Source organism: Roseomonas aerilata DSM 19363, assembly GCF_000711725.1.
Taxonomy (GTDB): domain Bacteria; phylum Pseudomonadota; class Alphaproteobacteria; order Acetobacterales; family Acetobacteraceae; genus Roseomonas; species Roseomonas aerilata.
In genome coordinates, this window is record NZ_JONP01000011.1 from 94,915 (window position 1) to 121,249 (window position 26,335).

Consider the following 26,335-nt stretch of genomic DNA (forward strand, 5'->3'; position numbering starts at 1 on the left):
CTGGCCAAGAAGCCGGAGCCCTCCCCTCGTGTTCCAAACTGTCCTCATCGCCAACCGCGGCGAGATCGCCGTCCGCATCGCGCGCACCCTCAAGGCCATGGGCATCCGCAGCGTCGCCGTGCATTCGACGGCGGACCGCAACAGCGCGCATGTCACGGCCTGCGACGCGGCGGTGGAGCTGCCGGGCTTCTCGGCGGCGGAGACCTATCTCCGGCGCGACCTGATCATCGCCGCGGCAAAGGCCGAGGGGGCGCAGGCGGTCATCCCCGGCTACGGCTTCCTAGCGGAGAACGCGGATTTCGCGGAGGCCTGCGAGGCCGCCGGGCTGGCCTTCGTCGGCCCCACCGCGCAGCAGATGCGCGACTTCGGCCTCAAGCACGCCGCGCGCGCCATCGCCGAGGAGGCGGGCGTGCCGCTGACGCCCGGCACCGGCCTGCTGGAAAGCCTGGACGAGGCGCGGGGGGCGGCGGCGCGGCTCGGCTATCCCGTCATGCTCAAGAGCACGGCGGGCGGCGGCGGCATCGGGCTGACGCGCTGCGCCGACGAGACGGCGCTGGAAGCGGCCTGGGAGGCGGTGCAGCGGCTGGCCGCGAACTTCTTCAAGGACAGCGGCGTCTTCCTCGAGCGCTGCATCGATGACGCGCGGCACGTCGAGGTGCAGATCTTCGGCGATGGCCGCGGCAAGGTCGTGGCGCTGGGGGAGCGCGACTGCTCGCTGCAGCGGCGGAACCAGAAGGTGGTGGAGGAGACGCCCGCGCCGAACCTGCCGCAGGCGGTGCGCGCACGGCTGCTCGACTCCGCGGCGCGGCTGGGCGAGGCCGTCGGGTACCGCTCCGCCGGCACGGTCGAGTACATCTACGACCGCGCGCGGGAGGAGTTCTACTTCCTCGAGGTCAACACGCGGCTTCAGGTCGAGCATCCCGTCACGGAATCCGTGCTCGGCATCGATCTCGTGGAATGGATGATCCGCACCGCGGCCCGCACGCCGCCCTCGCTCGACGTGCTGCCCGAGCCTAAGGGCGCCTCGATCGAGGTGCGGCTCTATGCGGAGGATCCGGCGCACGGGTTCCAGCCCTCCCCCGGCACGCTGACGGAGGTCCTCTTCCCCGCCGATGCGCGGGTGGACGGGTGGGTTTCCACGGGCACCGAGGTCTCGCCCTATTACGACCCGATGCTGGCGAAGCTGATCGTTCATGCCGAGGATCGACCGGCCGCCATTGCGAAGCTGCGCGCGGCCCTCGACGCGACGCGGCTGGGCGGGATCGCGACGAACCTCGACTACCTCCGCCAGGTGGTGGCCTCCGCGGATTTCGCGGCTGGCGATGTTTCCACGCAGGCGCTCTCGCGCTTCGCCTATCACGCCCTGGCGGCGGAGGTGCTGGAGCCCGGCACCTTCAGCACGGTGCAGGATTATCCCGGCCGCGTCGGGCACTGGGACGTGGGCGTGCCGCCCTCCGGTCCGATGGACGACCTCGCCTTTCGTTTGGGCAACCGCATCGTCGGCAACCCGGAGGATGCGGCAGGGCTGGAATGCACGCTGGCTGGCCCGACGCTGCGCTTCCACACGGATGGCGTGGTCGCGCTCACCGGCGCGCCGGCGCCGGCGACGCTGGACGGCGAGCCCGTGGCGTGGTGGGCGCCCGTGACGGTGCGCGCGGGCCAGGTGCTGGCGATCGGGCGCGCGACGTCCGGCTGCCGCAGCTACCTCGCGGTGCGCGGGGGCTTTGACGTGCCGCTCTATCTCGGCAGCCGCTCTACCTTCGTGCTCGGGCAGTTCGGAGGACATGCGGGGCGCGTGCTGCGGGCCGGCGACATGCTGCCGCTTGGACGCCCGGCCGCCAACGCGCCCGCGCCGGGCGCGGCACCGTTGGCCCTGGTGCCCGCCTATCCCACGGAATGGGAGGTGGGCGTTCTCTACGGGCCGCACGGGGCGCCGGACTTCTTCACCACCGAGGCCATCGAAGGGTTCTTCGCGGCCGCCTTCGAGGTCCACTACAACTCCAACCGGCTGGGCATCCGCCTGATCGGCCCGAAGCCGACATGGACGCGCAGCGACGGCGGCGAGGCGGGGCTGCATCCTTCCAACGTGCATGACTGCGAATACGCGATCGGCAGCGTGAACTTCACCGGCGACAGCCCGGTAATCCTCACGCGGGACGGGCCAAGCCTGGGCGGCTTCGTCTGCCCGGTGACGATCGCCAAGGCCGAGTTGTGGAAGGTGGGGCAGGCCAAGCCGGGCGACCGTATCCGCTTCCGGCCCATCCCCTTCGACACGGCACTGGCGCTGGAGCGCGCGCAGGATGCAGCGATCGCGTCGCTTTCCGCGCCGGATGTAGTTGCGATGCAGGCGCCCTCCCTCGCGCCGGAGGGCACCATCTCGGCCTGTGTGCTGGCGGAGTTGCCGGCGGAGGGCGACCGGCCGGAGGTGGCCTATCGCCAGGCGGGCGACCGCTACATCCTGCTCGAATACGGGCCGCCGGTGCTCGACCTGCGCTTCCGCTTCCGCGTGCACGCGCTGATGGAGGCGCTCAGGGCCGATCCGGTGCCGGGCATCCTGGAACTCTCCCCCGGCGTGCGCTCGCTGCAGGTGAATTACGACAGCCGCGTGATCCACCAGCGCGCGCTGCTGGACGCGCTGATCGTGCTCGAGGCGAAGCTGCCGCCGGTGGCCGCCATGAAGGTGAAGACCCGCGTGGTCCACCTGCCCATGGCCTTCGAGGACAGCGCGACGCTCGGCGCCGTGGACCGCTATCGCGAGACGGTGCGGGCCAGCGCGCCCTGGCTGCCGAACAACGTGGACTTCATCCAGCGCATCAACGGGCTGGCCACGCGGGAGGAGGTGAAGAGCACGATCTTCGCGACGAGCTACATGATCCTCGGCCTCGGCGACGTGTATCTCGGCGCGCCCTGTGCCGTGCCCGTCGATCCCCGCCATCGGCTGCTGACCAGCAAGTACAACCCCGCCCGCACCTTCACTGCCGAGGGCACGGTCGGCATCGGCGGCGTCTACATGTGCATCTACGGGATGGACAGCCCGGGCGGGTACCAGCTGGTCGGGCGCACGCTGCCGATCTGGAACAAGTTCCTCCGCAACCCCGTTTTCGCGCCGGGCGAGCCCTGGCTGCTGAAATTCTTCGACCAGGTCCGCTACTACGAGGTGAGCGAGGCGGAGCTCGACCGGCTGCGCGACGACTTCCGCGAGGGCCGCGCCACGATCCGCATCGAGGAGGAGGTCTTCGACCTCGGCGCGCACGAGGCCTTTCTGGCCGAGCAGGCCGAGAGCATCGCCGCCTTCAAGGCCCGCCAGGCCGTCGCCTTCGAGAAGGAGGTGGCGCGCTGGCGCGAAGAGGACACGCAACCCGCCGCTGAGGTCGTGGAGGCGCCGCCAGAGGAGGAGATGGACGGGCGGAAGGTGGCCGCTGACATCCATGGCAGCGTGTGGAAGGTGCTGGTGGAGGAGGGGCAGATCGTCTCCGCCGGCGATGCGGTGGTCATCCTGGAGGCGATGAAGACGGAGTTGCGCGTCTCCGCCCCCATCGGCGGCACCATCCGCAGCATCCGCTGCCGGCAGGGGCGCCCCGTGACGGCCGGGGAAACGCTGCTGGTGATGGAGGAGGCCTAGGAAAGCCCCAGGCTTCGCGCCGCCCCCAGGCGCGACAGGAGGGCGAGCAACCCGAAGGCACTGCCCGCCGCAATTCCGACCAGCGGCAGGCCAACGGCCGCCGAGACCTGGCCCGACATGGCCGAGCCCGCGACATCCCCCATGTTCAGGGAGGCCATGAAGAGAGCGAAGCGCGTGGCCGCCGCGGGGCCGAGGCTGGCCTGCATTACGGCGGGCGCGAGGGCGACGAAGAGCAGCGCGGGCATGACGGTGGAGAGGCCGAGCGCCAGCGGCCCCGCCGCCGCGGCCCAGCGGGGGTCCGACAGAAGGAGCAGGGCGGCTGCGCCAACATGCGAGACGGCGCAGAGGGCGAGTAGGATCGCCAGCGCGCGGGAGGTGCCCTCGCGGTCTGTCCACCACCCCACCAGCAGGGCGCCGACCGTGCCGGTGACAAGGGCGGTCGCGGCCTGGAAGCGTGACAAGGCCTCCGCTTCCCACCCCCGGTGCTGGATGAGTTCGACGGTCAGCGGAAGGCGGAACAGGGCGCCCGCGTAGTCGGTGGCGAAGCAGATCGCGAGCAGGATGAGGGTGGTGCCGCCGGAGAAGCTGGCCGCCAGGCGCCGCAGGAGTTGGAACAAGGTTTCGCCGGCCACCTGCGCCGGGGCGGGGCGCAACGAGAGTACGGCATCCTCCACCCGTTCGCGCACAATGAGGGGCAGAAGCAGCGCGAGGACGCCGATCGCCAGCAGCACGATGGCGGAGGCGTGCAGGCCATGGGCCGGCAGCATCCAGGCGAAGAGCGCGGCGCCGAGCGCGGCGCCGCAGACGAAGCCGACGCGGGTAATTGCGTTCGCGGTTCCCAGACGCTCGGCGGGCACGTTGTCGATGATCATGCCGTCGGTCGCCGTGTCCGTCAGGGCGGCGAAGGCGCTCTGGACGAGGAAGACGGCGCTGACGATGGGCAAGCCCGCCACGCTCTCGTCCTCCACCAGCAACAGGCGGGCGAGGGCGAGCAGCGAGAGGGTAAGCGCCGCCACCACCCAGAAGCGGCGCCGGCCCATGGCGAAGCCGCCGAAGCGGTCCACCACCGGGCCCCAGAGGGGTTGCAGGATCCAGGGCAGGCCGACGGTCGCGACATGCGCGCCGACCGCCGCCGCCGTCGCGCCCATGGCCGCGTAGTGGTTCGGCAGGGCGGTGAGGGCGAAGCCGGCGACGAGACCCTGATAGGCGTAGAGGCCGCAGATGACCGCGTAGCGCCAAGCGGGCGCGGCGATCAGCGGGCCGGCGGTGTCAGCGCGCATCGGGCGCGGCCGTGAGGACGCAGAAGGGAATGGCGAGCAGCAGCCCCGCGAGGGCAGGCAGCCCGGCCAGCACGGCGAAGGCGGAGCCGGAAGCGGCGAGCAGGGAGAGGATGAGCAGGCCTGCCAGGGTGTGCGGCCAGAGAAGCACCGCGGCCTCCCGCCAGGAGACGCGACGCTCGGCGCGATGCTGCGCGGCCCAGGTGCCGCGGCGCAGGCCGAGGGCATGGGCGAGCACCGTCAGCGTCTTGTCGAAGGCCGCGATGGGATCGAAGAGGAGGAGGAAGAGGCTCTCGGCCAGGGCGGTGCGGAAATAGGGCCAGCCAGCGCCCTGGAGGAGCGCGACGGCGTGGCCGGCCAGGCGCGGCAGGTGCAGCGCCGCGTAGCCGAGGACCAGCAGCAGGATCAGCGCGCCGCGCGGCGTTCCCTCCCCGTCCGTCGCGGCGTTGATCGCGGCCAGCGGCAGCATGGCGAACCAGAGCGGACCGAGGACGTAGTGCAGGATGGCCTGCAGCATCTGGAACCGCCCGAGCGCGCCGAGGGAGGGATCGCGCAGCAGGTGGCGGTACTGCAGGTTGCCCGCCGCCCAGCGGCGGTCCCGCACGAGGAACTCCGGCAGGTTCGGCGGGTGGGATTCACGCGATCCCGCGCCCTCTGGTGATGGGTCTGGCAGCACGCGCACGGCCCAGCCGGCCGCGTGCAGGCGCGCCGCCTCCACATGATCGTGGGAAAGAATATGGCTGCCGTCCGGCAGCGGCGACAGGCGACAATGGGTGCTGAACGGCGCGATGCGGAGGAGGGCATTGTGCCCCCAGAAGGGCCCCTCCGCCCCCTGCCACCAGTCCTGCCCGACCGCCCAGGTAAGCGAACCCGGACGATGGCCGGCGCCGAGGAGGCGGCCGAAAGGCGCCGCGGCCGGGCGGCCGGAAATGGTGGACTGGAGGATGGCGAGGTGAGGGTCGGCCTCCATCGCCCGCACCATGCGCAGAACGGCCTCGGGCGTCATCTCGGAATCGGCGTCCAGCAGCAGTATAAGGTCGAAGCCGGCCGAATGGCGGTCGAGAAAGTCCATCACGTTGCCGGCCTTGTAGCCGGTGTTCTCCCCTCGCCGGCGGTAGATCACGGCCCCATCCGGACGGCCCGCGACGAGGCGGCGGACGGCGGCACCCTCCGCCTCGGCGTGGCAGGGATCGGCCGTGTCGGAGAGGATGGCGAGGGCGAAGTGGCCTCCATGGCCCCTCGCCGCCAACCCGTCGAGCAGGCGCGCGAGGGGCGGGAGCACGGCATCCATGTCCTCGTCGCGGATGCAGACGGCGAGAAGAGTGTGGAGCACGAGGGGCCCGCCGGCGGGCGCGGGTGCCTCGGCCTGACCGCGAAGCCGAATGGCGGCGCCGAGGATGCCCGTTGCGGCGGAAAGGCCCAGCCAGGGCGCATTGGCCAGCAGGCATAGGAGAAGCAGCACCTCCCAGACCGTCCAGCCGCCGGGGGCAAGCACCCGGAACCCGAGATCAACCAGCACCAGCGCGACGAGGGCGACGAGGACGGCGAAGAGCCGGCGGCGCTCCGCGGTCACCTCCACGGGTGGGCGTTCACGCTGGCGCGCCGCGGAGCAGGGCGGCGGCCTCGTCGAGCACGGCGGCGATCCGGGCGGGGATGGCCGGGCTGGTGCAGACATAGGTCGGGCTGGGATGGGGCATGGCCAGCACGGGCAACGCGGCACGGGCAGCATGGATCACCGGCTCCGCCGCGGCAGCGAAACGCCCGGCCAGCACGGCGACGCGAAGCTGCGGCATCAGCTCCAGCAGCGCGGGCAGGAAGCCGAGGCCGGTGCGCAGCTCCGCCATCCGCGGCGCGCGGTTGAGGGCGCCGGGCGCGTGAATGATCCAGGGCACGGCGTTCCAGATCAGCGTATCACCCCGCGCGATGCCGGCGGCGCCGAGGAAGCGGCGGAGGTTGGCACCGGTGCCGCCGGACTTGTCGCGCGAGACGATGGCGTGCTCGTGCGACATGCGCGGACCCGGCGTCTCCAGCAGGAGGAGGAGCCGCGCCTCCACGCCGCCGTCCAGCGGGTCCGGGTCGGGCACGGGGCGACCGGTGGCCTCGCGGATGCGGTGGGCGAGCGCTCGGACGGGGGCCGTATGCGGCGCGGTTTCCAGCAGGATCTGGCGCGCCTCGAGTTCCACCGGGTTGGACAAGGCACCGGCGTAGGGGCCGCGCGGCATCAGGCGGCCCGGGTCAGTGCCGGCGCGTGGCCCTGGGCGCGCGCCATCTCCTCCCCGCCCGTCGCGGCCAGGGCGCGGGCGAGGCCGGCGGGGCCGCCGAACTGGTAACCGAGCTGGGTGGCATAGGCCGCGCAGGCGGCGTGCTTCGCCGCGGGGTCCGTGGGCAGCGCGGCCTCGGGGAAGCGGGAAAGCATCGCCTCGAAAGGGCGGTGGGGCGTGTCGGCGCGCGTCGTGTAGGGGAAGTCCCGCCACCAGAGGATGGGCAGGCCGGGATCCACCATCTGGATCGCGCGCACGGTGAGGACGTGGTCCACATGCCCGCCGATGGCCTGCGGGGCGAGGAGCAGGTCCGGCCGCAGGGTGGCCAGCAACCGCTCGATCGTCTCGGCGGCGTCGAGATGCGCCATGTCGTCCGCGCGCGGCGTGGCGAAGAGGGCGGCGGCGGAGGTGTAGCCGCGATGCGGGGCCTCGCGCAGCGGCAGGTGCAGCGGGCGGACACGAAGGGCGGCGCAGGCTTCCCGGTCCTCCGCCCGGCGGATCGCCATGTAGTCGGCATCCGGCGGCAAGCCCTTGTCTGTCTGGCAGGCGAGGGCGAAGCCGCTGGGGTGGGGCACGGTCGCGGTGAAGATCGTGGCCACCACCACTTCCCAGCCCTCCTGCGCCAGGCGGGCAAGGGCCCCTCCGGCGGAGAAGGCGGCGTCGTCGAGATGCGGCGAGAGGGCGAGGGCGAGCGGCATCCGGCAGCAGCGTCAGAGCAGGTGCGGGGTTGCGCGGAAGCGGCAGTCGGAGACGGGCAGAACGGGGTCGAAACCGGTATCGGGCCGCATGCCCCGCACCTCCTCGTAGACGCCCATGATCTGCCGCCCCACCGCCTCCCAGGAATAGGTGCGGCGGCACTCTTCCAGCGCTGTTGCCGCGAGGCGGGCGCGAAGCGGGGCGTCCTGGATGATGCGGCGGAGATTCGTGACCAGGGCCGGGATATCGCCGGGATCGGAGAGCAGCCCGTTCCTCTCGTGGCGCAGGCAGTCCACCACGCCGACGGCGTTGCAGGACACTGTGGGCAGCCCGCTCGCCATGGCTTCGAGCACGGTGTTCGAGAAGCCCTCGGCATAGGTGGGGGAGACGAAGACGTCAGCCTGCCGGTAGAGGGCGGGCGCGGCCTCGTAATCGGCGTAGCCGGAGAAGTTCGTGCCGAGCTTCAGCGCGGCGTCGCGCTCGCGGCAGGCGTCGAGGTCGGGGCCGATGCCGCTGATGGTGGCGGCGAAGGGGACGCCCTCGTCGCGCAGGACGGCCAGCGCGTCGAGCATGTCGAGCGCGCCTTTCCGCCGGTCCACGCGGCCGTGGTAGAGCAAGCGGACCGGGTCCTCCGCGTCGCCGGGCCGGTGGCCGGAGCCAGGGTGAAAGCGGTCCACCTCCACGGCACCGGGAACGATGGTGAAGCGCTCGCGCGCCACGCCGAGCCGGTCCACCACTTCCTGCGCGAAGCTGTCGCAGCCGATCAGCAGCCGGTCCGCATGGTTGAGGACGCGGAGCATCGCCTGGCGGTGCGTCTCGCAGCAGGAGCCGACCCAGTGACCGTCGCCGCCCTGGATGGAGACGACAGTCGGCACGCCGATGCGCTGCGCCGCCAGCAGCACGGCCCAGCCGTTGGGATAGCCGTATTGCGCGTGCAGCACGTTGAAGGGCTTCCTCGCGTGCTCCGCCAGGATGGTGCTCACCATGTCCTCGACGTCGCGCTCGAAATCCGCGCCGCCGGGCTCGGTGAAGGCTTCCTCGCCCAGCGACCGACGGCCAATGACCTTCACGCCCGGCACCTCCGGCGGCGGGCCGCCGCCATAGACGCGAGTGCCCGTGGGGTCGCCGCGATACTGGCTGACCATCGTTACGTCGTGCCCGGCAGCCACGAGCTGTCGCAGCAGGTTGATGGCGTAGACGCTCATTCCCGAGATGGCCGGGAAGAAGCGGCGGGAGAGGAAGAGGACCCTCATGCGCCCCTCTTCAAGCAGACCGGCAGGCGCGCAGCCAGGCGAGGGATTGCGGGATCATGCTGTCGGCGCGGTGGCTCTCGCGGGAGAGTTCCACGCAGACGAGGCGCTCGAAGCCGATCGCCTCCAGCGCATCGAGGCAGGCGGGAATATCCATGTCGCCCTCCCCAAAGGGAAGGTGGATGTGCGTGCCACGCGCCATATCCTCGATTGCGACAGTGCCCAGATGGGGCGCGAACTCGTGCACGGCCTTGGCCGGGTCGCGCTCGCCCGTGACCAGCAGGTGGCCGAGGTCCAGTGCGAGCCTGAGGCCGGAAAGGTCGAGCGCGGACCAGTCGTCCACGGTTTCCACGAGCATCCCGGGCTCGGGCTCGAAGGCCGCCGTAACGTTGCGGGCGGCAGCGTGCTCGAGCACGCGGGAGACGCCCTCACGCAACCATGCCAGCGCCTGCCCGCGCTCCACCCCCGGGCGCGGCACGCCGGCCCAGAAGGAGACGGCCTCCGCGCCGAGGATCGCGCCGATGTCGATCGCGCGGTTGAGGAAGGCGACGCGGCGGTCGCGACCCTCCGAGGTCGGTGTCAGCAACGTCGGCTCGTGCTTCGCGCGGGGGTCCAGCAGGTAGCGCGCGCCGGTCTCGATGACGCAGCCGAGCTTGCGGGCGGAGAGATCGCGCGCCAGTGCCTCGGCGCGGCGCTCCCAGCCCTCTTCCATCGGGTCGAGGTGGTGGTGGTCGAGGGTAAGGGCCACGCCGTCGTAGCCGGCATCGGCGATGAGGGTGACGGCATCCGCCAGCCGGTGGTTGGCGGCGCCGTTTGTGTTGTAGGCGAAACGGAGCGTCATGCCGGCACCGCCTGCCCGCGGCGCTGCGCGAGGACCATCTGCGCCGCGAAGGTGCCGGTCTCGCGATACATGGGATAGAGGCGGCCGACGAGGCGGTCGGCCAGCGCGCCGTCGAACCACGCGGGGCCGCCGGCGCGCTCCTCGTCCTCGGGGCGCAGCAGGACGCGCTTCGCGCCCTCGCGCGGGGCATCGAGGATCAGCGGGTCCCTCCGCGCGCGCAGGCGGCGCACGCCACGCCAGCCGATACGGTGATAGCTCATCGTCTCGATCTCGAGCCCGGGCACGATGACCTTCACCGCGCGCACCGCCTCCCCTGGTGGGGAGGCATCGACGTAGAGGATTTCGAGGCCTTCCGCCGACAGCCGCTCCGTCAGCAGCGCGAGGCGGGCTTTGGAATCCGCGACGGCAGCTGCCGGCATGGTCGGCAATTCCGAAAGCCGGCGGTGGCTGCGCGCGGCGAAGACGCTGCTGGCGAGGCGAGAGCGCAGTCCATCGGCGTCCTGGCCCATCCACTCCACCATGGCGTCGAGGGCGCGCGGCTCCTCCTCGTCCAGCATGGCCACCTTCATCTGCCGCTCGACGTAATCGAGCGGCAGGGCCTCCCTCAGCATCGGGATAGGGCCGTGCGTCGCAGCCTTGCGTGCACGGGAGCCGCAGAATTCGAGCAGTGCCTTGCGCAGCGTGCGGTCGCGGTCGGGATGCACGGCCTCCCCGCAGGAGGTGACCTGGATGGGGGCGGTGGGCTGGCCACGATCGTCGCCGACGACGTAGAGATTGGACATGCCGAAATCCTCGGCTGCCAGCTTAACGGTCACGCCGATGCCCAGCGACTTCAGGTGGTCCAGCAGGCCCCTCACCTGCGCGTCCGGCACGGCGTCCGGCTCCACCACCACGCCTTGGTCGAGCGCGCGATAGGCGGTGACGTTACCGTCGCGCTGCAGCGCCTCCATGATGCCGTGGGCGATGGCGTGCTCCAGGTCGAAGCCGGCACCGAGGCCGTTGGTGATCGGCGTGATCAGCCGCGGCTTTTCGTCGCCGAGCTGGTAGGGATAGGCTGCGACCCATTCGCGCGGCACGAGGACTGTCTCGCCCGAGGGCCAGCGCCGCGCCTCGACCCAGGTCAGCGACATGTCCGGCGTGTAGTCGGAACCCGCGGAAAGGCAGAGGGTAAGCGGGTCCACCACGGCGCGCGTGCGGGCGAGTTCGGCGTAGCTGCCCTCCGTCCGCGGTGCGCGTGCGACCCAGCGCCCAACATGCACCTCCTCGCAGAGCTCACCCAGCGCACCCACCTCCGCCTCGATGGGGGTGAAGCCGTAGCCGTAACCGGTTGTGGCAGGATAGTTCTCGACGAGGAGATTTGCCTGCACCACGGGGATGCCCGTGCGGTCGAGATGATCGATGCGGAAGGTGGAGATGTGGGCGTGCTTCGGCATGGTGGCGCGGAAGGCCTCGGCCACGCGATGCAGTTCGTCGCTCATGCGCTTCTCGTCCCCGCGCGACGGCGGAGCTCCTCCATAGGAATATGGCGCACGCCCGGCGGGCCGCGCAGCTGGTCGTCCAGCACGGCCAGCGCGATGGCGGTGGTGATACCGCGTGCGTGCTCGAAGGGCGTGCAGACCGTATCGAATTCGACCGCGCCGATCACGTCGCGGTACTTCCGCACCTCGTTGGGCGAGAGCGGGATATCCTTGTGAAAGGCCTTGTGCGTGGAGACCGCGAGGTTCTCGCCCGCCGCTCCCTGGTCCACCTTGAAGGCATCGCCGCAGAACAGCGTCCGCCGCGCCTCGTCGTAGAGCACGGCCTGACCCTCGTAATGGCCGCCCACATGCATCAGCGTCTGGCCCGGCCGCAGTTCCAGCGCCTCGTCGTAGGGCCAAGTGACGCGGAAGGCCTTGGTCATCCGCAGGTCGTCCTTCTGGATGGCCATGACCTCCGGCTGGAACACGTCCTGCAACTGCCACAGCGCGCCGTAGCCGTGGCAGTGCGAGGCCGCGAGGAAGCGGATACCGCCCAGGCGGCGGATCTCCTCCAGCATCTCCGGCGTGTAGTAGGGCGCGGCCTCGAAGGCGGTGTTTCCATCGGGGTGCAGCAGCAGCCAGCCAGTGCCGTTCAGGCCGAAGGGTGGCGCGGTGCTGAACGCGACCATGTCCCGGTCGAGTTGCCGCCAGGAGCCGGTGAGCCGCGCCGCCACCTCATCCTCGCGCAGGAAGTGCCAGCCGTCATGCGGCAGGTCGTTGCGCGTGTCGTCGCAGACAGGGCAGGAGCGCGGCTCGAAATGCTTCTGCCAGAAGCCGCAATTCGCGCAGGCCCAGGGTGTCAGCGGCATGCGGGATCCCCCGTGTAGGCGCGGTGGAGAAGCCGCATGGTGTGCAGGTCGCGGGATGTACTGAACGTCTCGCGGTCGCCACTGGCCAGGGCAAGGGCGAAGGCGGCCATCTGGCGGGCGAAGGGGGAAGCTTCCGCGTCGGGCACCGGCAGGCTGCGGCTGCGGCCCAGGGCATCCGTGTGCGTCACGCGGCCGCCGGCGTCCTGGCCCATGCTGTTCTCCGCCAGAAGTTGCCCGGCCGAGCCGAGGATTTCCAGGCGACGACGCGGCAGCGCGTCCGGGCAGTTATAGGCGACATGCAGCTGCACCAGCGCGCCGCCACCCGTGCGGCCGATCAGCAGCGCACCATCGTCCACGGGATAGGGCTGCACGCGGCGCTGGGTGAGAGCGGCGATCTCCTCGATCGGCTCGCCCAGGAGGTAGTCGGCGAGGTCAATCCCGTGTGGCGCAAGATCCATGAGCGCGCCGCCGCCTGCCCGCGCGGGATCGGCGCGCCAGTTGTCGCCCTCGCCCGTCACGCTCCAATCAGGGCCGAGCCAGCAGGCATAGGCGATGCGGATGACGGTGGGCGTGCCGATCAGCCCGGCGGCAACGGCCGCGCGCATGGCCGCGTGGGCGGGGTGGTGGCGCTGGTCGAAAGCGGTGCCGAGAAGGATCCCGCCACGCGAGGCGGCCGCAACCATCGCTTCGGCATCGGCGATCGTCGCGGCCATCGGCTTCTCGCAGAGCACCGCCTTGCCCGCCGCGGCGGCCGCTTCCACCGCCGCGCGGTGCAGGTGATTCGGGGTTGCGACGTAGATCGCGTCCACTTCCGGGTCCGTCAGCAACGGTCCCAGATCGGCATGGGCACCCGCTGTCGGAGAAAGTGTCGCGAGCGCCGCCCCCCGAGCAGCAGGCGACGGATCGCAGACCGCGCGCACCGTATGGCCGGCCGCGAGGATGGCGGGCGCGGCATAGTCGCGCGCGACCCAGCCATAGCCGACGATGCCCCAGCCCAGCTCCCGGGCGGCGAGAGCCGTCACCATCGCTCCGGCAGGTCCAGCAGCTCGCGCCGCAGCGCCCAATCCGCCGTGGCGGCGGTGGCAACTGCGTGCTCAGGGCAGTCGGTGCGGGCGGGATAAGTCGCGCGAGGCCCGTATTCCCGTGCGTAGCGCTCGGACGGCCAGGCGATTTCGCCCGCGGCATAAAGCGGGTTGCGACGCAGGAAGGCGCCCTCGGGCGGCAGGGAGAGCGCGCCCGTCACGGAACGTGCCGGGATCGCCCCCGGCCCTGCCACCACGGAAAAAGCTTCGGCGCCGCGCAGGGCCGGAGGCGGTGCCGCACGGGGAGTACGTCGCTCCACCGCCGCACGGGTGAGTTCGGCATCATCGTAGGCGATGCCGTCAGGAAAGAGAGCCGACAGCTCATCCGTCGTGACCGCCGCGCCGGCTGAAAGGTTCGGCCATTCGCGGTTATGGACATGCCCGATGGCAAGCCATCCCCCCTCGCCCGCCATCGCGCGCAACCCCGCAAGAATCGGGCCCTTGGGCTCCAGGAAATAGAAGGCGTCGTGGCACGCAACGAGATCGAAGCGGCGGTCTTCGCCGATGGGCCAGGGTTGCATCGCGGCGTCGAGGCAGATGAGCTCCGCCTCCGGCGCCACCCAGTGACGCGCGACCCAGAGCTTCGCGAAGACGACATCCGCACCCGTCGCGGCCACGCCGCGCTGGGAGAGGGCGCGCAGGTATTGGCCGATGCCGCAGGCGAGCTCGAAGGCGCTGCGCGGCGCCGTCCAGTGCGCCTCCATCAGCGCGAGGCCGGCGAGGAAGGTCGGGTCGCTCCAGCGATGCGCGAAGTAGTCGCCCACAGGTCCCCAGGAGAGATGCTCCATGGCCTGGCGCAGCGTGAGGCTCGCGCGGTTCGCGACCAGGGCGCGCAGCGCCGCGACATCGGCCGTGGGGCCGCGCCACCAGTCGTCCTGATCGGCGAGCAGCAGCACCAGCGCGCCGTCGCGATCCCCGGCATCAAGACGCGCCAGCGCCTCGGCCGCCAGTTCCGGACGCGAGGCCCGCGCGAAGACGATGCCGTCGATCACCGGCCAGCGGCGCCCGGCGGAATCCGCCACCGAATGGGGCGTGTCCGGTGTCATGCGGAGAGCCCGACGGCGGCGAGCAGCCGGTCCTGGAAGGGCTTCACCGGCCCCTCATGGACGAGCGCCATGTCGTTCAGCACATAGGACATGCTCGCCTTGCCCGCGCGCAGGTGCTGCTCGATCTGCAGCACGCGGTCGAGCGTGTCGGCCGCGTGGAAGGCGCGCCCCTCCGGCGTCCCGGCGTCGGGCAGGATGGCGCGGGCCTCGCGCGTCTGGGCGGCGAGGTCAGGAGGAAGCTCAGCCAGCGCCATCTCCGTCGCACGGGCGAAGGCGGGCTCAAGGTGCTCGCCCAGCAGCACCTCCCCCGCGAAGCCGGAGTCCGGAATCAGCGCGTTATGCAGGTGGTGCGCGAGGGAGGCGAGAAACACGACCTCCGGCCGCGCGCCGTAGACCGGGCAGAGAAGCACGCCGTAGACCGCAACCATCACGCAGTGCTCGGCGTGGTTCTCCGGCGGTTCCAGCAGAAGCCGCGGGCGGCCGGGGCAGGTGACGCCGGCGCGCGGCTGGCGCGCCAGCAGGGCGACGAAAGGCGGTGCCGGCCCTGCCGCCTCGGCGGATGGCGCGTTGCGCAGCATGGCGCGAAGGCCGGGATCCACCTCCTCCATCGCCTCCTCGGTCGCGCGACTGAGGATGGACTGGGCCTCCGCAGCCGAGACGCCAAGCGTGCCCAGCACGCGCCGGTCGATGTCGCCCAGCCGCGTCGCGGCGAGGGCGGCGGCCACCGTCGCGCGCCAGGCCTCCGACACCGGACGCCCGCCGCAGAGCGCCGTCCAAGCGGCCGCGAACAGCCGATCTGCGATGGATCCATCGCGCCCCGCGGAGCGGATGCGCTTCAGCTCCCCGAGTTCGCGGAAAAGCTCAAGGATCCGTGCCGGCGGCGCTTCCACCACCGGCACAATCCCGTCCGTCACCGGCAGGCGCTCACTGCGGCGCCCCGAGCCAGTCCATCAGCATACGCTCCTGCGCATGGAAGGCGTGCTCGGGCGCGTGGCCGTTGGCCACCATGGGCGCCTTGAAAAAGATCGAGAGCTGCTCCTGCACCCCGCCGTCGCCGCGCTGCTGGGCGAGATCGAGCACGCGCGCGATCTCGAGCGCGAGCGGCGCCGCGAGCACGCTGTCCTTGCAGAGGAAGTTCACCTTGATCTGCATGCGCTGGCCGAGGAAGCCGGAGATGTCGATGTTGTCCCAGGCCTCCTTGTCGTCGCCGCGGGGACGGTAGTAGCGGATGTCCACGAGGTGGTCCTCGACATGGTAGCCGAGAATGCTGTCGAGCACGTTGCCCTTGGTGTCGAGCTTGGACTGCAGGCTGCCGGGATCGCGCAGCGCCTCACCGTCGCGGTTGCCGAGGATGTTGGTGCTGAACCAGCCGTCCACGTGCAGGGCGCGGGCCTTCAGCGCGGGCGCCAGCACGGTCTTCATCATCGTCTGCCCGGTCTTGCCGTCCTTGCCGGCGACGGGGACGTTGCGGGCCTTCGCGAATTCCTTCAACGCCGGTGCATCCGCCGCGAGGGAGGGCGTGAAGTTGCCATAGGGCACGCCGCTCTCGATCGCAGCGTAGGCGTAGAGCATGGCCGGCCCGATCGACGGATCGTCGCGATCCAGCGCTCGCTCGAAGGCGTCGAGCGAGTTCAGCGCCTCGTCATTGCCGGGCGTGCGCTCGGTGGAGGCAAGATTGATCATGACGATGCCGTCGGCGCCGCTCGTCTTACGGAAGCGTCGCAGGTCGGACGCGATGGCCTCGACGGCCGCGCGGTGGCCGGGCGCCTCGTGCTTGTTCGCGCCGGTAACGCCGCGGCAGAACTCGCCGCTACCGACCGCGGGCCATGGACGGATCGCCGAGAGAGCTTCGCCCGTCTCGTTCAACTGCGCATCGTTGAGCACCCGGTGGTTGCTCGCAGCGGAGGCAAGGTCGGAACCATCGAGGTCCCAGCCGCCGAAGACCATGTCACGGTAATCGACCAGGCCAGGCGCCGACACATCGGCTAGCGGCAAACCATCAAGCCGGTTCGCGCCGCGCCGGATCACTTCGATCCCGGCGACGGCCGTGGTGGCGACCGCGCCGCCGAGGCCTACGACCGCGACACCTAGTTTCCGCCCAGATTGCGCTAACGACATTCTATAACCTCAGGAAGCCCGGGAGGTAAAATGGATCGTGGCTACAGACCGCCAATCACGAACCGGTGTGGCTGTTGGCAACCCTTGCACAACGTTGTGCATCAGCGGCTTGCAGATCCTCATTGACGCAACCCTAGGTACAGCGTACCCAGGTTTTTGCATACGTATGCAATGGAGGAGGAGACAGCATGCCGCGGCACCTGAAACAGGGACGAGACCCCGGTGCCATCGCGGAGGACGACGCGCGGGTCCGTGCGACCGTAGAGGGCATTCTGGCCGATATCAGCACCCGCGGCGACGCCGCCGTGCGCGAGTATTCGGTGCGGTTCGACCGTTGGGACCGCGCGGACTACCGGCTCACCGACAAGGAAATCCGGGAATGCCTTTCGCAGCTTTCGCAGCGCGATATCGAGGACATCCGCTTCGCCCAGGAGCAGGTGCGGAACTTCGCCCAGCACCAGCGCGACGCCATCCGTGATATCGAGGTGGAAACGCTCCCTGGTGTCGTCCTGGGGCATCGTAACATCCCGGTGAACTCGGTCGGTTGCTACGTTCCCGGCGGGAAGTACCCGCTGCTCGCCTCCGCCCATATGTCGGTCATCACCGCGAAGGTCGCGGGTGTCGGCCGCATCGTCACCTGCGCGCCGCCCTACCAGGGGCGCCCCGCCCCAGCCATTGTCGCAGCACAGCACATGGCAGGTGCCGATGAAATCCTCTGCCTCGGCGGTATCCAGGCCGTCGGCGCGATGGCGTTGGGGACGGAAAGCATCAAGGGCGTGGACATGCTCGTCGGCCCCGGCAATGCTTACGTCGCGGAGGCAAAGCGCCAACTCTACGGCCGCATCGGCATCGACCTCTTCGCAGGTCCGACCGAGACGCTCGTGATCGCGGACGAGTCGGTGGACGCCGAGATCTGCGCGACGGACCTGCTGGGTCAGGCCGAGCACGGGCCGAACTCGCCGGCGGTCCTGCTCACCACCTCCGAACGCCTGGCGCGGGAAACGATGGCGGAGGTGGAGAGGCTTCTCGGCGTCCTTCCCACCGCCGAGATCGCCCGCAAGGCCTGGGAGGACTATGGCGCGGTGATCGTTTGCGATTCCGACGACGAGATGGTTCGCGTGGCCGATGACATCGCCTCCGAACACGTGCAGGTCATGACGCGCGACCCCGACTACTTCCTCAACCACATGACGAATTACGGTGCGCTCTTCCTCGGACCGCGCACGAACGTCTCCTTCGGGGACAAGGTGATCGGCACGAACCACACGCTGCCCACGAAGAAGTCGGCGCGCTATACGGGCGGCCTCTGGGTTGGGAAGTTCCTCAAGACCTGCACCTACCAGCGCGTGCTGACCGACGAGGCCTCCGCCATGATCGGGGAGTACTGCTCGCGCCTCTGCATGCTCGAGGGCTTCGTGGGCCATGCGGAGCAGGCGAATGTCCGGGTTCGCCGCTACGGCGGGCGCAACATCCCCTATGGGCAGGCGGCGGAGTGATGCTGCCGGTCACACCCTCCTTCCGGCTGGACGGGCGGCGCGCGCTGGTCACGGGCGCGGGGCGCGGCATCGGCCTCGCCGCCGCGGCGGCGCTGGCGGGCGCGGGGGCACATGTCACGCTCGTCTCCCGCAGCAGCCATGAGATCGAGGCCGCCGCGGCCGAGATCCGCGCGCAAGGCGGCGGCGCGGAGGCGATAGCGCTCGACGTGCTGGACGTGGCGGCCGTGCAGGACGCGATCGCCGCGGCGGAACCCTTCGACATCCTCGTGAACAACGCGGGCACCAACCGCCCGAAACCCTTCACCGAGGTCCTGGTGGAGGATTTCGACGCGATCATGGACCTCAACCTCCGCGCCGCCTTCTTCGCGGCGCAAGCGGTCGCGCGGCGGCTGATCGCGGCAGAGCGGCGTGGCTCGATCATCAACATGTCTTCGCAAATGGGGCATGTCGGCGGGGCCAACCGCACGGTCTACTGCGCCTCGAAAGCCGCGATGGAGGGGATGACGAAGGCGATGGCCGTCGATCTCGGCGCCCATGGCATCCGCGTGAACACGATCTGCCCGACCTATATCGAGACGCCGCTCACCAAGCCCTATTTCGAGGACGCCGCCTTTCGCGCCTCGGTGCTGTCGAAGATCAAGCTCGGCCGGCTCGGGCAGGTGGAGGACCTGATGGGCGCGATCGTCTTCCTCGCCGGTGACGGCGCGGCGCTGATGACAGGAAGCGCAATCCTCGTGGATGGAGGATGGACGGCGGAATGAGCACCGCGCGCCGCGTCACCGCCACCGACGTGGCACGGCGCGCCGGCACCTCGCAATCGGCCGTCAGCCGCGTCTTCACGCCGGGCGCCAGCGTCTCGCCCGATTTGCGGGAACGGGTGATGGAGGCGGCGCGCAGCCTCGGCTACCGGCCCAACGCCATCGCGCGCTCCCTCATCACGCGGCGATCACGCATCGTGGCCGTCGCCATGGCCGATCTCGGCAACCCGTTCTACGCGCTGGTGCTGGAGGCGCTCTCGGCCCGCTTGCAGGCGGAGGGCTATCAGATCCTCCTCTTCACCGCCGATCCGGCCGCACCGAGCGATCCGATGATCGAGCAGGTGATGCGCTACCAAGTGGACGCGGTGGTGCTGGCTTCGACGGGTCTCTCCTCCGCGCTGGCGCGGGAATGCCGGGCCCTGGGCGTGCCCGTCGTGATGTTCAACCGGATGACGGACGATCCCGACCTCTCCTGCGTCACCGGCGACAACGAGCGCGGCGGGAGGGAAGTCGCGGCCTTCCTGGCCTCCGGCGGCCATCGGCGCCCCGCTTTCATCGCGGGGCTGGAGGGATCCTCGACGAACCGGGACCGCGAGCGCGGCTTCGTGCGCGGCCTCGCGGAAGCGGGCCTCGCCGCCCCGCCGCGCGCGGCCGGGTACTACAGCTACGAGGGCGCGGCGGCGGCCACGCGCGCGCTGCTACGCGAGGCGGCACCCGATGCCATCTTCTGCGCCAACGACCACATGGCCATCGCCTGCATCGAGGTGGCGCGGCACGAGCTCGGTCTCTCCATCCCCGGCGACCTCTCGGTCGTCGGCTTCGACGACGTGGGGCCGGCGCGCTGGCGCAGCTACGACCTCACCTCCTTCTCGCAGCCCCTCGGGCCGATGGTGGAGGCGACGGTCGGGATGCTGCTCGAGTTCATGGACGATCCCTCCCTTCCGGTGCGGCGGGTGGTCGTCGGGGGGGAACTCGTGCTGCGCGGCTCGGCGCGGCGACCTCCGGCTCCCCTGCCCTGCCCCTGAGATCCCGCTTGCATCGCCTTCTCGCCGCGGATTAGGTTCCGCCCGCGAGTAGAAGCGGTCAGGGCGGCCCCGCCCAGGACATTGCTCCGGCACCCTTTGGCCGAGGCACCCCGCATGCTCGCGATCCCCACCCCTCGAATAGAAGCCACCGGCCGCAGCCGGCGCGGGGCCGTTGCGTGGAATCCTTCTTGCAAGCCCTTCTCCCGCGAGCCGGCCGGTGCATTCCGCCGCCGCGCGTGGTCGCCCCTGCCGGGCGCCTGACGAATTCCGTCCGCCGCCGACCCGGCCGGCGGGTGGCACCCAGGAGTAGAAGCGGTCGGAGCCCCTTCCCCGGGCCGGACATTGCTCCTTCAACCGGAGGCAGCCGCGGGCCGCCTCCCCGAACGAGGAGAGTACGAGCATGAGCGCGACGCAGAAGACCTACGCCCTGGAGGAGCTGAACCGCGAGAAGGGCTTCGGGGGCATGGGCACCACGAAGGAGCGCGAGGTTCCCCGGATCGACATGAGCGACTTCCAGGCCCGCAAGGCGGAGATCGCCGACCAGCTCTGGGCGGCCTCGACCGACACCGGCTTCTTCCAGCTCGTCAACCACGGCATCACCCAGGACCAGATCGACGAGGCATTCGACCTCTGCGCGAAGTTCTTCGACCTGCCGATGGAGAGCAAGGCGAAGCTGCCGATGCTCAAGGGCACGAACACGGGCTGGGAGTACAAGGAGCAGGTCCGCCCCTCCACCGGTACGGCGGACAACAAGGAATCCTTCCAGATCACCGTGCCCCGCATGAAGGGCCTCTGGCCCTCGGGCGACGAGCTGCCGGGCTTCAAGGCCACCATGCTCGCTTTCGAGCGGGCGAACTGGGCCCTGGGGATGAAGGTGCTGTCCTGCTTCGCCCTCAAGCTCGGCTTCCCGCCGGACTTCTTCACCGAGGCGCATGACCCGACCTCCCCCGAGTACCAGTCCACGCTGCGCATGATCCACTACATGGCCATGGAGAACGCCAAGCCCGAGGACTTTTCGGGTTGGCGGGCCGGCGCGCATACCGACTTCGATTGCCTGACTCTGCTGCACCAGCGCACCGGCCAGGGCGGGCTCCAGCTCTGCCCCGGCAAGGAGGTCTCGGGCGAGCTGGCCTGGACCGACGTGCCGCCCCTGCCCGGCGTCATCACCTGCAACATCGGCGACATGCTGATGCGCTGGAGCGACGACCAGCTGCAATCCACCCTGCACCGGGTGCGGATGCCGCGGGCGGACGAGTATCTCGGCCCGCGCTACTCGCTGCCCTTCTTCTGCCAGGCCAACAAGGACGCGGTGATCCGCAGCGCCAGCGGCCGGTTCGAGCCGATCACGGCGCACGACTACCTGCAGCAGCGGATCGCCGCCAACTTCGCGAAGCAGGGCTAAGGCCAGGACGGGGCGCCCGGCCGCGCAGGCCGGGCGCCCTTTTCCTCGGTCCGGCCCCCAGGGCCAGAAGGGCACGAGGGCGGACCGGGCCGCGACAACCCTGGGGGGCTTGCGTCGTTGAGACCGCGCAATGCCGAGGACCCTTCCATGCCCGCACCCAAGCTAAAGCCCCTATCGGAACAGGTGATCGTCGTCACCGGCGCCACCTCCGGCATCGGCCTCGCGACCGCCCGCATGGCCGCCAGCCAGGGGGCTGCCGTGGTCATCGTCGCGCGGAACGAGGACGCGCTGAACGCCCTGGCCGCCGAACTCCGCGCCAAGGGCGGCCGGGCCGAGCCGGTCGTGGCCGATGTCGCCGACCTCGCGCAGGTCGAAGCGGTCAGCGCCGCCGCCATCACGGCCTTCGGTGGCTTCGACTCCTGGTGCAACAACGCGGGCGTCGCGATCTACGGCTCGCTTGAGGACGTGCCGGTGGAGGACCAGCGCCGCCTCTTCGACGTGAACTACTGGGGCGTCGTCCACGGCACCCTCGTCGCGGCGCGGCACCTCAAGGGCAAGGGCGGGGCCATCGTCAACACGGGCAGCGTGCTCTCGGACCGCTCCATGGCGCTGCAGGGCCCCTACTCGGCCTCCAAATTCGCCATCAAGGGCGTGACCGAGGCCTTCCGCACGGAATTCCTGGCCGAGGGCTACCCGATCAGCGTCACCCTCATCAAACCTGGCCCGATCGACACTCCTTATATGGAGCACGCCCGGAACCTGATGGGCACGACCGGCGTCCGGAACCCGCCGCCCGCCTATCACCCGCGCGTGGTGGCCCGCGCCATCCTCTATGCCTGCGAGCACCGCGTGCGCGACCTCACGATCGGCGGGGGCGGGCTCGCGGTTTCCATCATCGGGCGCCTCGCCCCCAAGCTGACGGACCTTGTGATGAGCAAGATCGCCAGGCCCACCCAATCGAGCGTCCAGCCCGGGCGGCAGGAGCGCCGCGACAACCTCTATGACGCGCGCGAGGATCTGGCCGAGACCTCCTCCCTCGCCGGCCCGCCGCCGCGCCGCACCTCGTTCCTGCTGGAAGCCCAGATGAACCCGCTCGGCCCGGCCGGGATCATCCTGGGGGCCACCGCCCTGCTCGCGGGCGCCGCCTTCGGCATGTACACGCTGCGCCACTCCCGGCCCCTGCCGGAGCGCTTTGCGGACCGGGCGCGGCGCGGCATCGGCTCCCTGGGCTCCGAGGCGCGGCGCGGGATCGGGTCGCTCGGCCACGAAGCGCGCCGGGGGATTGGCTCCCTGGGGTATGAGGCTCGGCGCGGCATCGGCTCCCTGGGCTCCGAGGCGCTGCGCGGCATCGGCAGCCTCGGCGACGAGGCGAGCCGCATCGCTGGCCGCGCCCTCGGCCATACGGGGAAGGAAACGCGCCCCTATCTGCGCGGCGCGCGCAAGGGCAGCGAGCGCTTCGCCGATCGCGCCAGCCGCTACGCCGCATCGGCCTATGAGGACGTGCTGGATCGCGGCGCGGACCTCTACGACGAGGCGCGCAGCCGCGGGCGCTCGCTCTACAAGGCGGCGCGCGGCGGCGGCGAGGACGTCTACGACGACGCCCGCGACCGCGGCTGGAGCCTGTTCCGGCGCGGCCGGAACACGGCCGAGGACGTGCGCGATGCTGGCTGGGGCCTCTTCGGCCGGGCCCGGCACGAGACGGAGAAGCGGAGCCGCTACGCCGCCCGGCAGAGCGAAGGGCTGCTCGACCGGCTTGCCGACCTGCTGAAGGGTCGGTGAGACCCGGGAGGAGACAGCCTCTCCTCCCGCCCCATCATCTCGCCCCCGGCCCGCTTGGCGACCGGGGGCGAGCGTTTACTGCGCCTCGGAATAGGCCTTGAAGAAGGCCGTCGGCGCGACGATGCGGTTCTGCATCTCCTGCAGGACGCCCAGCTCCGCCGCCTTGGCGAGATAGGCCTGGAAGCCGGGATCCGCGGCCATGGCCGCGCGGCGCTGCTCGCGGTCCGCCTGGCTGTCATAGGCCCAGAGGTGCACCACGCGGTTCAGCGGCCCCTCCAGTGTCGTGTACCAGCCGAGGCAGCGGCCGAGGTACCTCTTCTGGATCTCCCAGGCCATGGTCTCGTACAGCTTCACGAACTCGGCCATGCGGTTGGGCTGGCATGTGTAGATCCGCAGGTCCACGATCATCGCGGTCTCCTCTCATATGGGCGCCGAAGTCGCCGACGCCCGCAGTGGCGGCCGGTGAGCGTCCGAGCTTCCCTGTTTGCGGGCAGACCCTCCGTCCGGGCGACGCGGCCCGCCGGGGGTCTGCTCCTGTCCGAAGGTCAGGCCGGCACACGTTCCTCGACCGCGAGGAGGGCGTCCAGGGTGCGGGCGGCGATCCGCAGCACGCCTTCGTCGCCGCTCACCATCAGCTCGGCGGCCGTGCCGTCCACCAGGAGCAGCAACTGGCGCGCGAGATCCCTGGTGGCGGCGTAGCCGGCGTCGCGGACCAGCCCCTCCAGGAAATCGAGGCAGGCGCGCTGGTGCTCGGCCGCCAGCTCGCGCAGCCAGGGCTCGCCCTTCGTGTGCTCGGCGACGGCGTTGATGAAGGCGCAGCCGTAGAAACGGCCGCCGTTGAACCAGCCGGACAGCACGGGCACGATGGCGCGCAGCCGCTCCATCGGGTCTTCGGCGGCCTCCATGACCTTCGACGAGAAGGTTGCCCGCCAGATCTCCCCCTCCTGGCGCAGGGCGGCACGAACGAGCGCCTCCTTCGAGCCAAAGCGGGTATAGAGCGTCATCTTGGAGGCATTGGCCGCGGCGAGAATACGGTCCACGCCGGTCGCGTGGATGCCGTCGCGGCAGAACATCTCCCGGGCGACAGCCATGATCCGCTCGTGCGGGGGAGCCCCTTCGGGCACGGAAAGGGACGCGGCGATCCCGGCCTTGGGCGAGATGGGACCTCTCCTGTCGATGAATGGGGGTGACGGTCGAGCGGACTTCCGAGCCCGCCCGAGGTTTTCAGGCTATCATGCCTATTCGGGGAACGCAGGCGAGCATCCGAACCGGCGCGGCGCCCCGCAGGGCGAAGTGGGGAATGCTTCACCCGCTCCCCTGCCCCAATGCCTCCCGCCCGTGCGGCGCGCGGAGGTCCTGCAAGGGCCCGAGCGGCACGATGCCCGTCGGGTTTACGCCGCGATGGCTGCCGTAATAATGCCGCTTGATGTGGCCGAAGTCGCAGGTCTCCCCGAACCCCTCGGACTGGTAGAGGTCGCGCAGATAGGGAAACAGCGCGGGGTAGGCCGCGATCTGCCGGAGGTTGCACTTGAAGTGGCCGTGGTACACGGCGTCGAACCGCACCAGCGTGGTAAAGAGGCGGATGTCCGCCTCGGTCAGCCCGTCGCCCACGAGGTAGCGGCGCGAGGAGAGGCGCCAGTCCAGCAGGTCCAGCGTCTCGAAGAGCGGGCGCACCGCCTCCTCATAGGCTTCCTGCGTGGTGGCGAAGCCGGCCTTGTAAACGCCGTTGTTGACGGTGTCGTAGATCGTGGCGTTCAGCCCGTCGATCTCGGGGCGCAGGGCTGCCGGGTAGTGATCGCCCGGGCCGCCGAAGGCGTGGTCGAGCATCCGGATGATCTCGGCCGATTCGTTGTTCACGATCGTCCCGCGCTGCTTGTCCCATAGGACCGGCACCGTGACCCGGCCGGTGTAGTCCGGCTCGGCGGCGGTATAGACCTCGTGCAGGAAACGGGCGTGGTGGATGGGGTCGGGGATGACGCCCGGTCCCTCCTCGAAGGTCCAGCCGTTCTCGCCCATGTGCCAGTGCACCACGGAGAGGCCGATCGCCTCCGTCAGCCCCTTGCGCGCCCGCATGATCAGCGCGCGATGCGCCCAGGGGCAGGCAAGGGAGACGTAGAGGTGGTAGCGGCCTGGCTCCGCCTTGAAGCCGCCCTCGCCGCTGGGCCCGGGGGCGCCGTCGGGGGTCACCCAGTTGCGAAAGGCGCTCTCCTTGCGGAGAAAGCGGCCGCCGCTGGCCTTCGTATCATACCAACGGTCCTGCCACCGGCCGTCCACGAGCAACCCCATCCCGGCTCCTTTCCTTAGCGCGCCCGATAGTCGGCGAGGATTCCTGCGCCCTCCGCCCCAGCCCGCGCGGACCATTCCGCCAGCACGGGCGCGGCCGCGGCGCTGAGCGCGGCCCGCAAGGGCCCTCCGCTCGAGAGCGTCACGCCGTTTTCCCGCATTCGCGTCGCGTTCTCAACTAGGCGATTGCCGATGGCGCGAAACTGCCGGGCCTCCGTCTCGCGCCCGGCTGCCATGATCGCCTCCTGCCCTGCGGGCGGGAGCGCGCGGAGCGCCGCGAGGTTGCAGAAGGCAAGGCTGAGCGGCGAGGCATAATCGAGCGCGGTGAAGTGCGGCAGCACCTCCCACAGCCGCGCCCCGGCCCCGCCATCCCCGGAGGAGAGCACCGCGTCCAACTCGCCGGCGCGCAGGCGCGGCATGGCGTCGGCAAAGGAGATCTGTGCGGGGGCCGCGCCGGCCTCGCGCATCACCGCCGTGCTGGCGGCGTCATAGGTGCGGATGCGGAGGCCGCGCAGCGCCTCCGGGCCGGAGACGGGATTGCGGGACCAGAGGCCGGTGGCGGGCCAGGGGGTCGCGTAGAGAAGCGTCACGCCGCGCGCCTCGAGCGCCGAGGCATAGGCCCCGCGGGCGGCGCGCAACAGACGGGCGGTATCCTCGCCGGAGGCGGTGAGGAAGGGCAGCGCGGAGAGCTGGAAGATCGCCCCCTCCCCCGCCAGCGCGCCGGTGAAGGCATCGGCGGCCTCCACTCGGCCCTCGGCCGTGGCGCGGATCATGGCGGCGGAGCGCAGGCCCTGCGGCGCGTCGAAACCGGGGGTGACGGTCGGCACCCCGGCGGAGAGGCGCGTCGCCGCCTCGGCGAAATAGGCGATTCCCTCGCCGGGCATGGCATTGGCCGGGTATTCAGTAACGATCCTCCACCCGGGCGCGGCGCGGGCCGACCGCGCGGCAAGGGCCGCCGGGGCCAGGGCGAGAAGGGCACGGCGAAGCATGGGCGGGTCTCCAGAGGGAAGCGGGCGAGTATCCCGCCGCCCGCACCCGCACTGCAACATCCGGCCGCCGCACCGCGCGGCCGG

At 70.8% G+C, this 26,335-nt stretch carries 22 protein-coding genes; 6 read left to right on the forward strand and 16 right to left on the reverse strand.

The genetic code is table 11. The features are described 5' to 3' along the window. Positions 1-28: 28 nt before the first annotated feature. Positions 29-3,622 (forward strand): urea carboxylase, encoded by a 3,594-nt coding sequence (gene uca, locus BO39_RS14430; RefSeq protein ID WP_043834465.1) that lies wholly within the window; start codon positions 29-31, stop codon positions 3,620-3,622. On the opposite strand, the gene BO39_RS14435 is transcribed toward uca, so the two are convergent. Genes BO39_RS14435 through BO39_RS14490 form a run of 12 tightly spaced genes read right to left on the reverse strand, consistent with a single transcriptional unit; the run spans position 3,619 to position 16,519 of the window. Then, the gene (locus tag BO39_RS14435) at positions 3,619-4,902 is read right to left on the reverse strand and encodes an MFS transporter (RefSeq protein ID WP_052402096.1); all 1,284 of its coding nucleotides are present in this window, start codon (positions 4,900-4,902) and stop codon (positions 3,619-3,621) included. The two genes, uca and BO39_RS14435, sit on opposite strands and share 4 nt — an antisense overlap. Continuing rightward, complete coding sequence (gene mdoH / locus BO39_RS14440) at positions 4,892-6,478, reverse strand: glucans biosynthesis glucosyltransferase MdoH (RefSeq protein ID WP_052402097.1); 1,587 nt, start codon at positions 6,476-6,478, stop codon at positions 4,892-4,894. Before mdoH ends, BO39_RS14435 begins: the two co-directional genes overlap by 11 nt. A 10-nt stretch (positions 6,479-6,488) precedes the next feature. Continuing rightward, positions 6,489-7,121: a uracil-DNA glycosylase gene (locus tag BO39_RS14445; RefSeq protein WP_043834467.1), complete on the reverse strand. Its 633-nt coding sequence runs from the start codon at positions 7,119-7,121 to the stop codon at positions 6,489-6,491. Continuing rightward, the gene (locus BO39_RS14450) at positions 7,121-7,858 is read right to left on the reverse strand and encodes a PIG-L deacetylase family protein (protein ID WP_043834469.1); all 738 of its coding nucleotides are present in this window, start codon (positions 7,856-7,858) and stop codon (positions 7,121-7,123) included. The genes BO39_RS14445 and BO39_RS14450 overlap by 1 nt, the downstream gene beginning before the upstream one ends. 12 nt (positions 7,859-7,870) lie before the next feature. After that, positions 7,871-9,109: a glycosyltransferase family 4 protein gene (locus BO39_RS14455; protein WP_043834471.1), complete on the reverse strand. Its 1,239-nt coding sequence runs from the start codon at positions 9,107-9,109 to the stop codon at positions 7,871-7,873. Between the two features lie 10 nt (positions 9,110-9,119). Then, a complete protein-coding gene (locus BO39_RS14460) occupies positions 9,120-9,947 on the reverse strand; it encodes a sugar phosphate isomerase/epimerase family protein (protein ID WP_043834474.1) in 828 nt (275 codons plus the stop codon). Further along, positions 9,944-11,425 carry a YcaO-like family protein gene (locus BO39_RS14465; protein WP_043834476.1) on the reverse strand — a complete coding sequence of 494 codons (1,482 nt, stop codon included), beginning with the start codon at positions 11,423-11,425 and terminating at the stop codon, positions 9,944-9,946. Before BO39_RS14465 ends, BO39_RS14460 begins: the two co-directional genes overlap by 4 nt. Beyond that, the gene (locus BO39_RS14470) at positions 11,422-12,273 is read right to left on the reverse strand and encodes an MBL fold metallo-hydrolase (protein WP_043834479.1); all 852 of its coding nucleotides are present in this window, start codon (positions 12,271-12,273) and stop codon (positions 11,422-11,424) included. Before BO39_RS14470 ends, BO39_RS14465 begins: the two co-directional genes overlap by 4 nt. Further along, positions 12,264-13,298: a Gfo/Idh/MocA family protein gene (locus BO39_RS14475; protein ID WP_043834482.1), complete on the reverse strand. Its 1,035-nt coding sequence runs from the start codon at positions 13,296-13,298 to the stop codon at positions 12,264-12,266. Before BO39_RS14475 ends, BO39_RS14470 begins: the two co-directional genes overlap by 10 nt. After that, entirely contained in the window at positions 13,292-14,401 is a 1,110-nt protein-coding gene (locus BO39_RS14480; protein WP_052402098.1) for a class I SAM-dependent methyltransferase, read from the reverse strand. The genes BO39_RS14475 and BO39_RS14480 overlap by 7 nt, the downstream gene beginning before the upstream one ends. Continuing rightward, on the reverse strand, positions 14,398-15,315 hold the full coding sequence (locus BO39_RS14485; protein WP_211257456.1) for an HD domain-containing protein: 918 nt from the start codon (positions 15,313-15,315) through the stop codon (positions 14,398-14,400). The genes BO39_RS14480 and BO39_RS14485 overlap by 4 nt, the downstream gene beginning before the upstream one ends. Before the next feature lie 10 nt (positions 15,316-15,325). After that, positions 15,326-16,519, reverse strand: coding sequence for an inositol-3-phosphate synthase (locus tag BO39_RS14490; protein WP_043834484.1), 1,194 nt, complete (start codon positions 16,517-16,519; stop codon positions 15,326-15,328). A 188-nt stretch (positions 16,520-16,707) separates the two neighbouring features. Here BO39_RS14490 and hisD point away from each other — a divergent pair, with 188 nt between their 5' ends. The 5 genes from hisD (at position 16,708) to BO39_RS14515 (ending at position 22,979) form a co-directional block, all read left to right on the forward strand. Beyond that, on the forward strand, positions 16,708-18,015 hold the full coding sequence (gene hisD, locus BO39_RS14495; RefSeq protein ID WP_043834487.1) for a histidinol dehydrogenase: 1,308 nt from the start codon (positions 16,708-16,710) through the stop codon (positions 18,013-18,015). Further along, entirely contained in the window at positions 18,015-18,776 is a 762-nt protein-coding gene (locus BO39_RS14500; protein WP_043834489.1) for an SDR family NAD(P)-dependent oxidoreductase, read from the forward strand. Before hisD ends, BO39_RS14500 begins: the two co-directional genes overlap by 1 nt. Further along, positions 18,773-19,798 (forward strand): LacI family DNA-binding transcriptional regulator, encoded by a 1,026-nt coding sequence (locus BO39_RS14505; protein ID WP_043834687.1) that lies wholly within the window; start codon positions 18,773-18,775, stop codon positions 19,796-19,798. The genes BO39_RS14500 and BO39_RS14505 overlap by 4 nt, the downstream gene beginning before the upstream one ends. Before the next feature lie 400 nt (positions 19,799-20,198). Beyond that, positions 20,199-21,200 (forward strand): isopenicillin N synthase family dioxygenase, encoded by a 1,002-nt coding sequence (locus BO39_RS14510; RefSeq protein WP_043834492.1) that lies wholly within the window; start codon positions 20,199-20,201, stop codon positions 21,198-21,200. A 147-nt stretch (positions 21,201-21,347) separates the two neighbouring features. After that, positions 21,348-22,979 carry an SDR family oxidoreductase gene (locus tag BO39_RS14515; RefSeq protein ID WP_156963689.1) on the forward strand — a complete coding sequence of 544 codons (1,632 nt, stop codon included), beginning with the start codon at positions 21,348-21,350 and terminating at the stop codon, positions 22,977-22,979. Positions 22,980-23,054: 75 nt separating this feature from the next. Here BO39_RS14515 and BO39_RS14520 read toward each other — a convergent pair whose 3' ends face one another. From BO39_RS14520 to BO39_RS14535, 4 genes are all read right to left on the reverse strand, one after another. Continuing rightward, a complete protein-coding gene (locus BO39_RS14520) occupies positions 23,055-23,387 on the reverse strand; it encodes an NIPSNAP family protein (RefSeq protein ID WP_043834495.1) in 333 nt (110 codons plus the stop codon). A gap of 137 nt (positions 23,388-23,524) precedes the next feature. Further along, the gene (locus tag BO39_RS14525) at positions 23,525-24,070 is read right to left on the reverse strand and encodes a TetR/AcrR family transcriptional regulator (RefSeq protein ID WP_052402099.1); all 546 of its coding nucleotides are present in this window, start codon (positions 24,068-24,070) and stop codon (positions 23,525-23,527) included. A gap of 214 nt (positions 24,071-24,284) precedes the next feature. Beyond that, the gene (locus tag BO39_RS14530; protein ID WP_043834498.1) at positions 24,285-25,265 is read right to left on the reverse strand and encodes a glutathione S-transferase family protein; all 981 of its coding nucleotides are present in this window, start codon (positions 25,263-25,265) and stop codon (positions 24,285-24,287) included. Positions 25,266-25,279: 14 nt separating this feature from the next. Next, on the reverse strand, positions 25,280-26,251 hold the full coding sequence (locus tag BO39_RS14535; protein ID WP_043834499.1) for a TRAP transporter substrate-binding protein: 972 nt from the start codon (positions 26,249-26,251) through the stop codon (positions 25,280-25,282). Positions 26,252-26,335 lie beyond the last annotated feature (84 nt).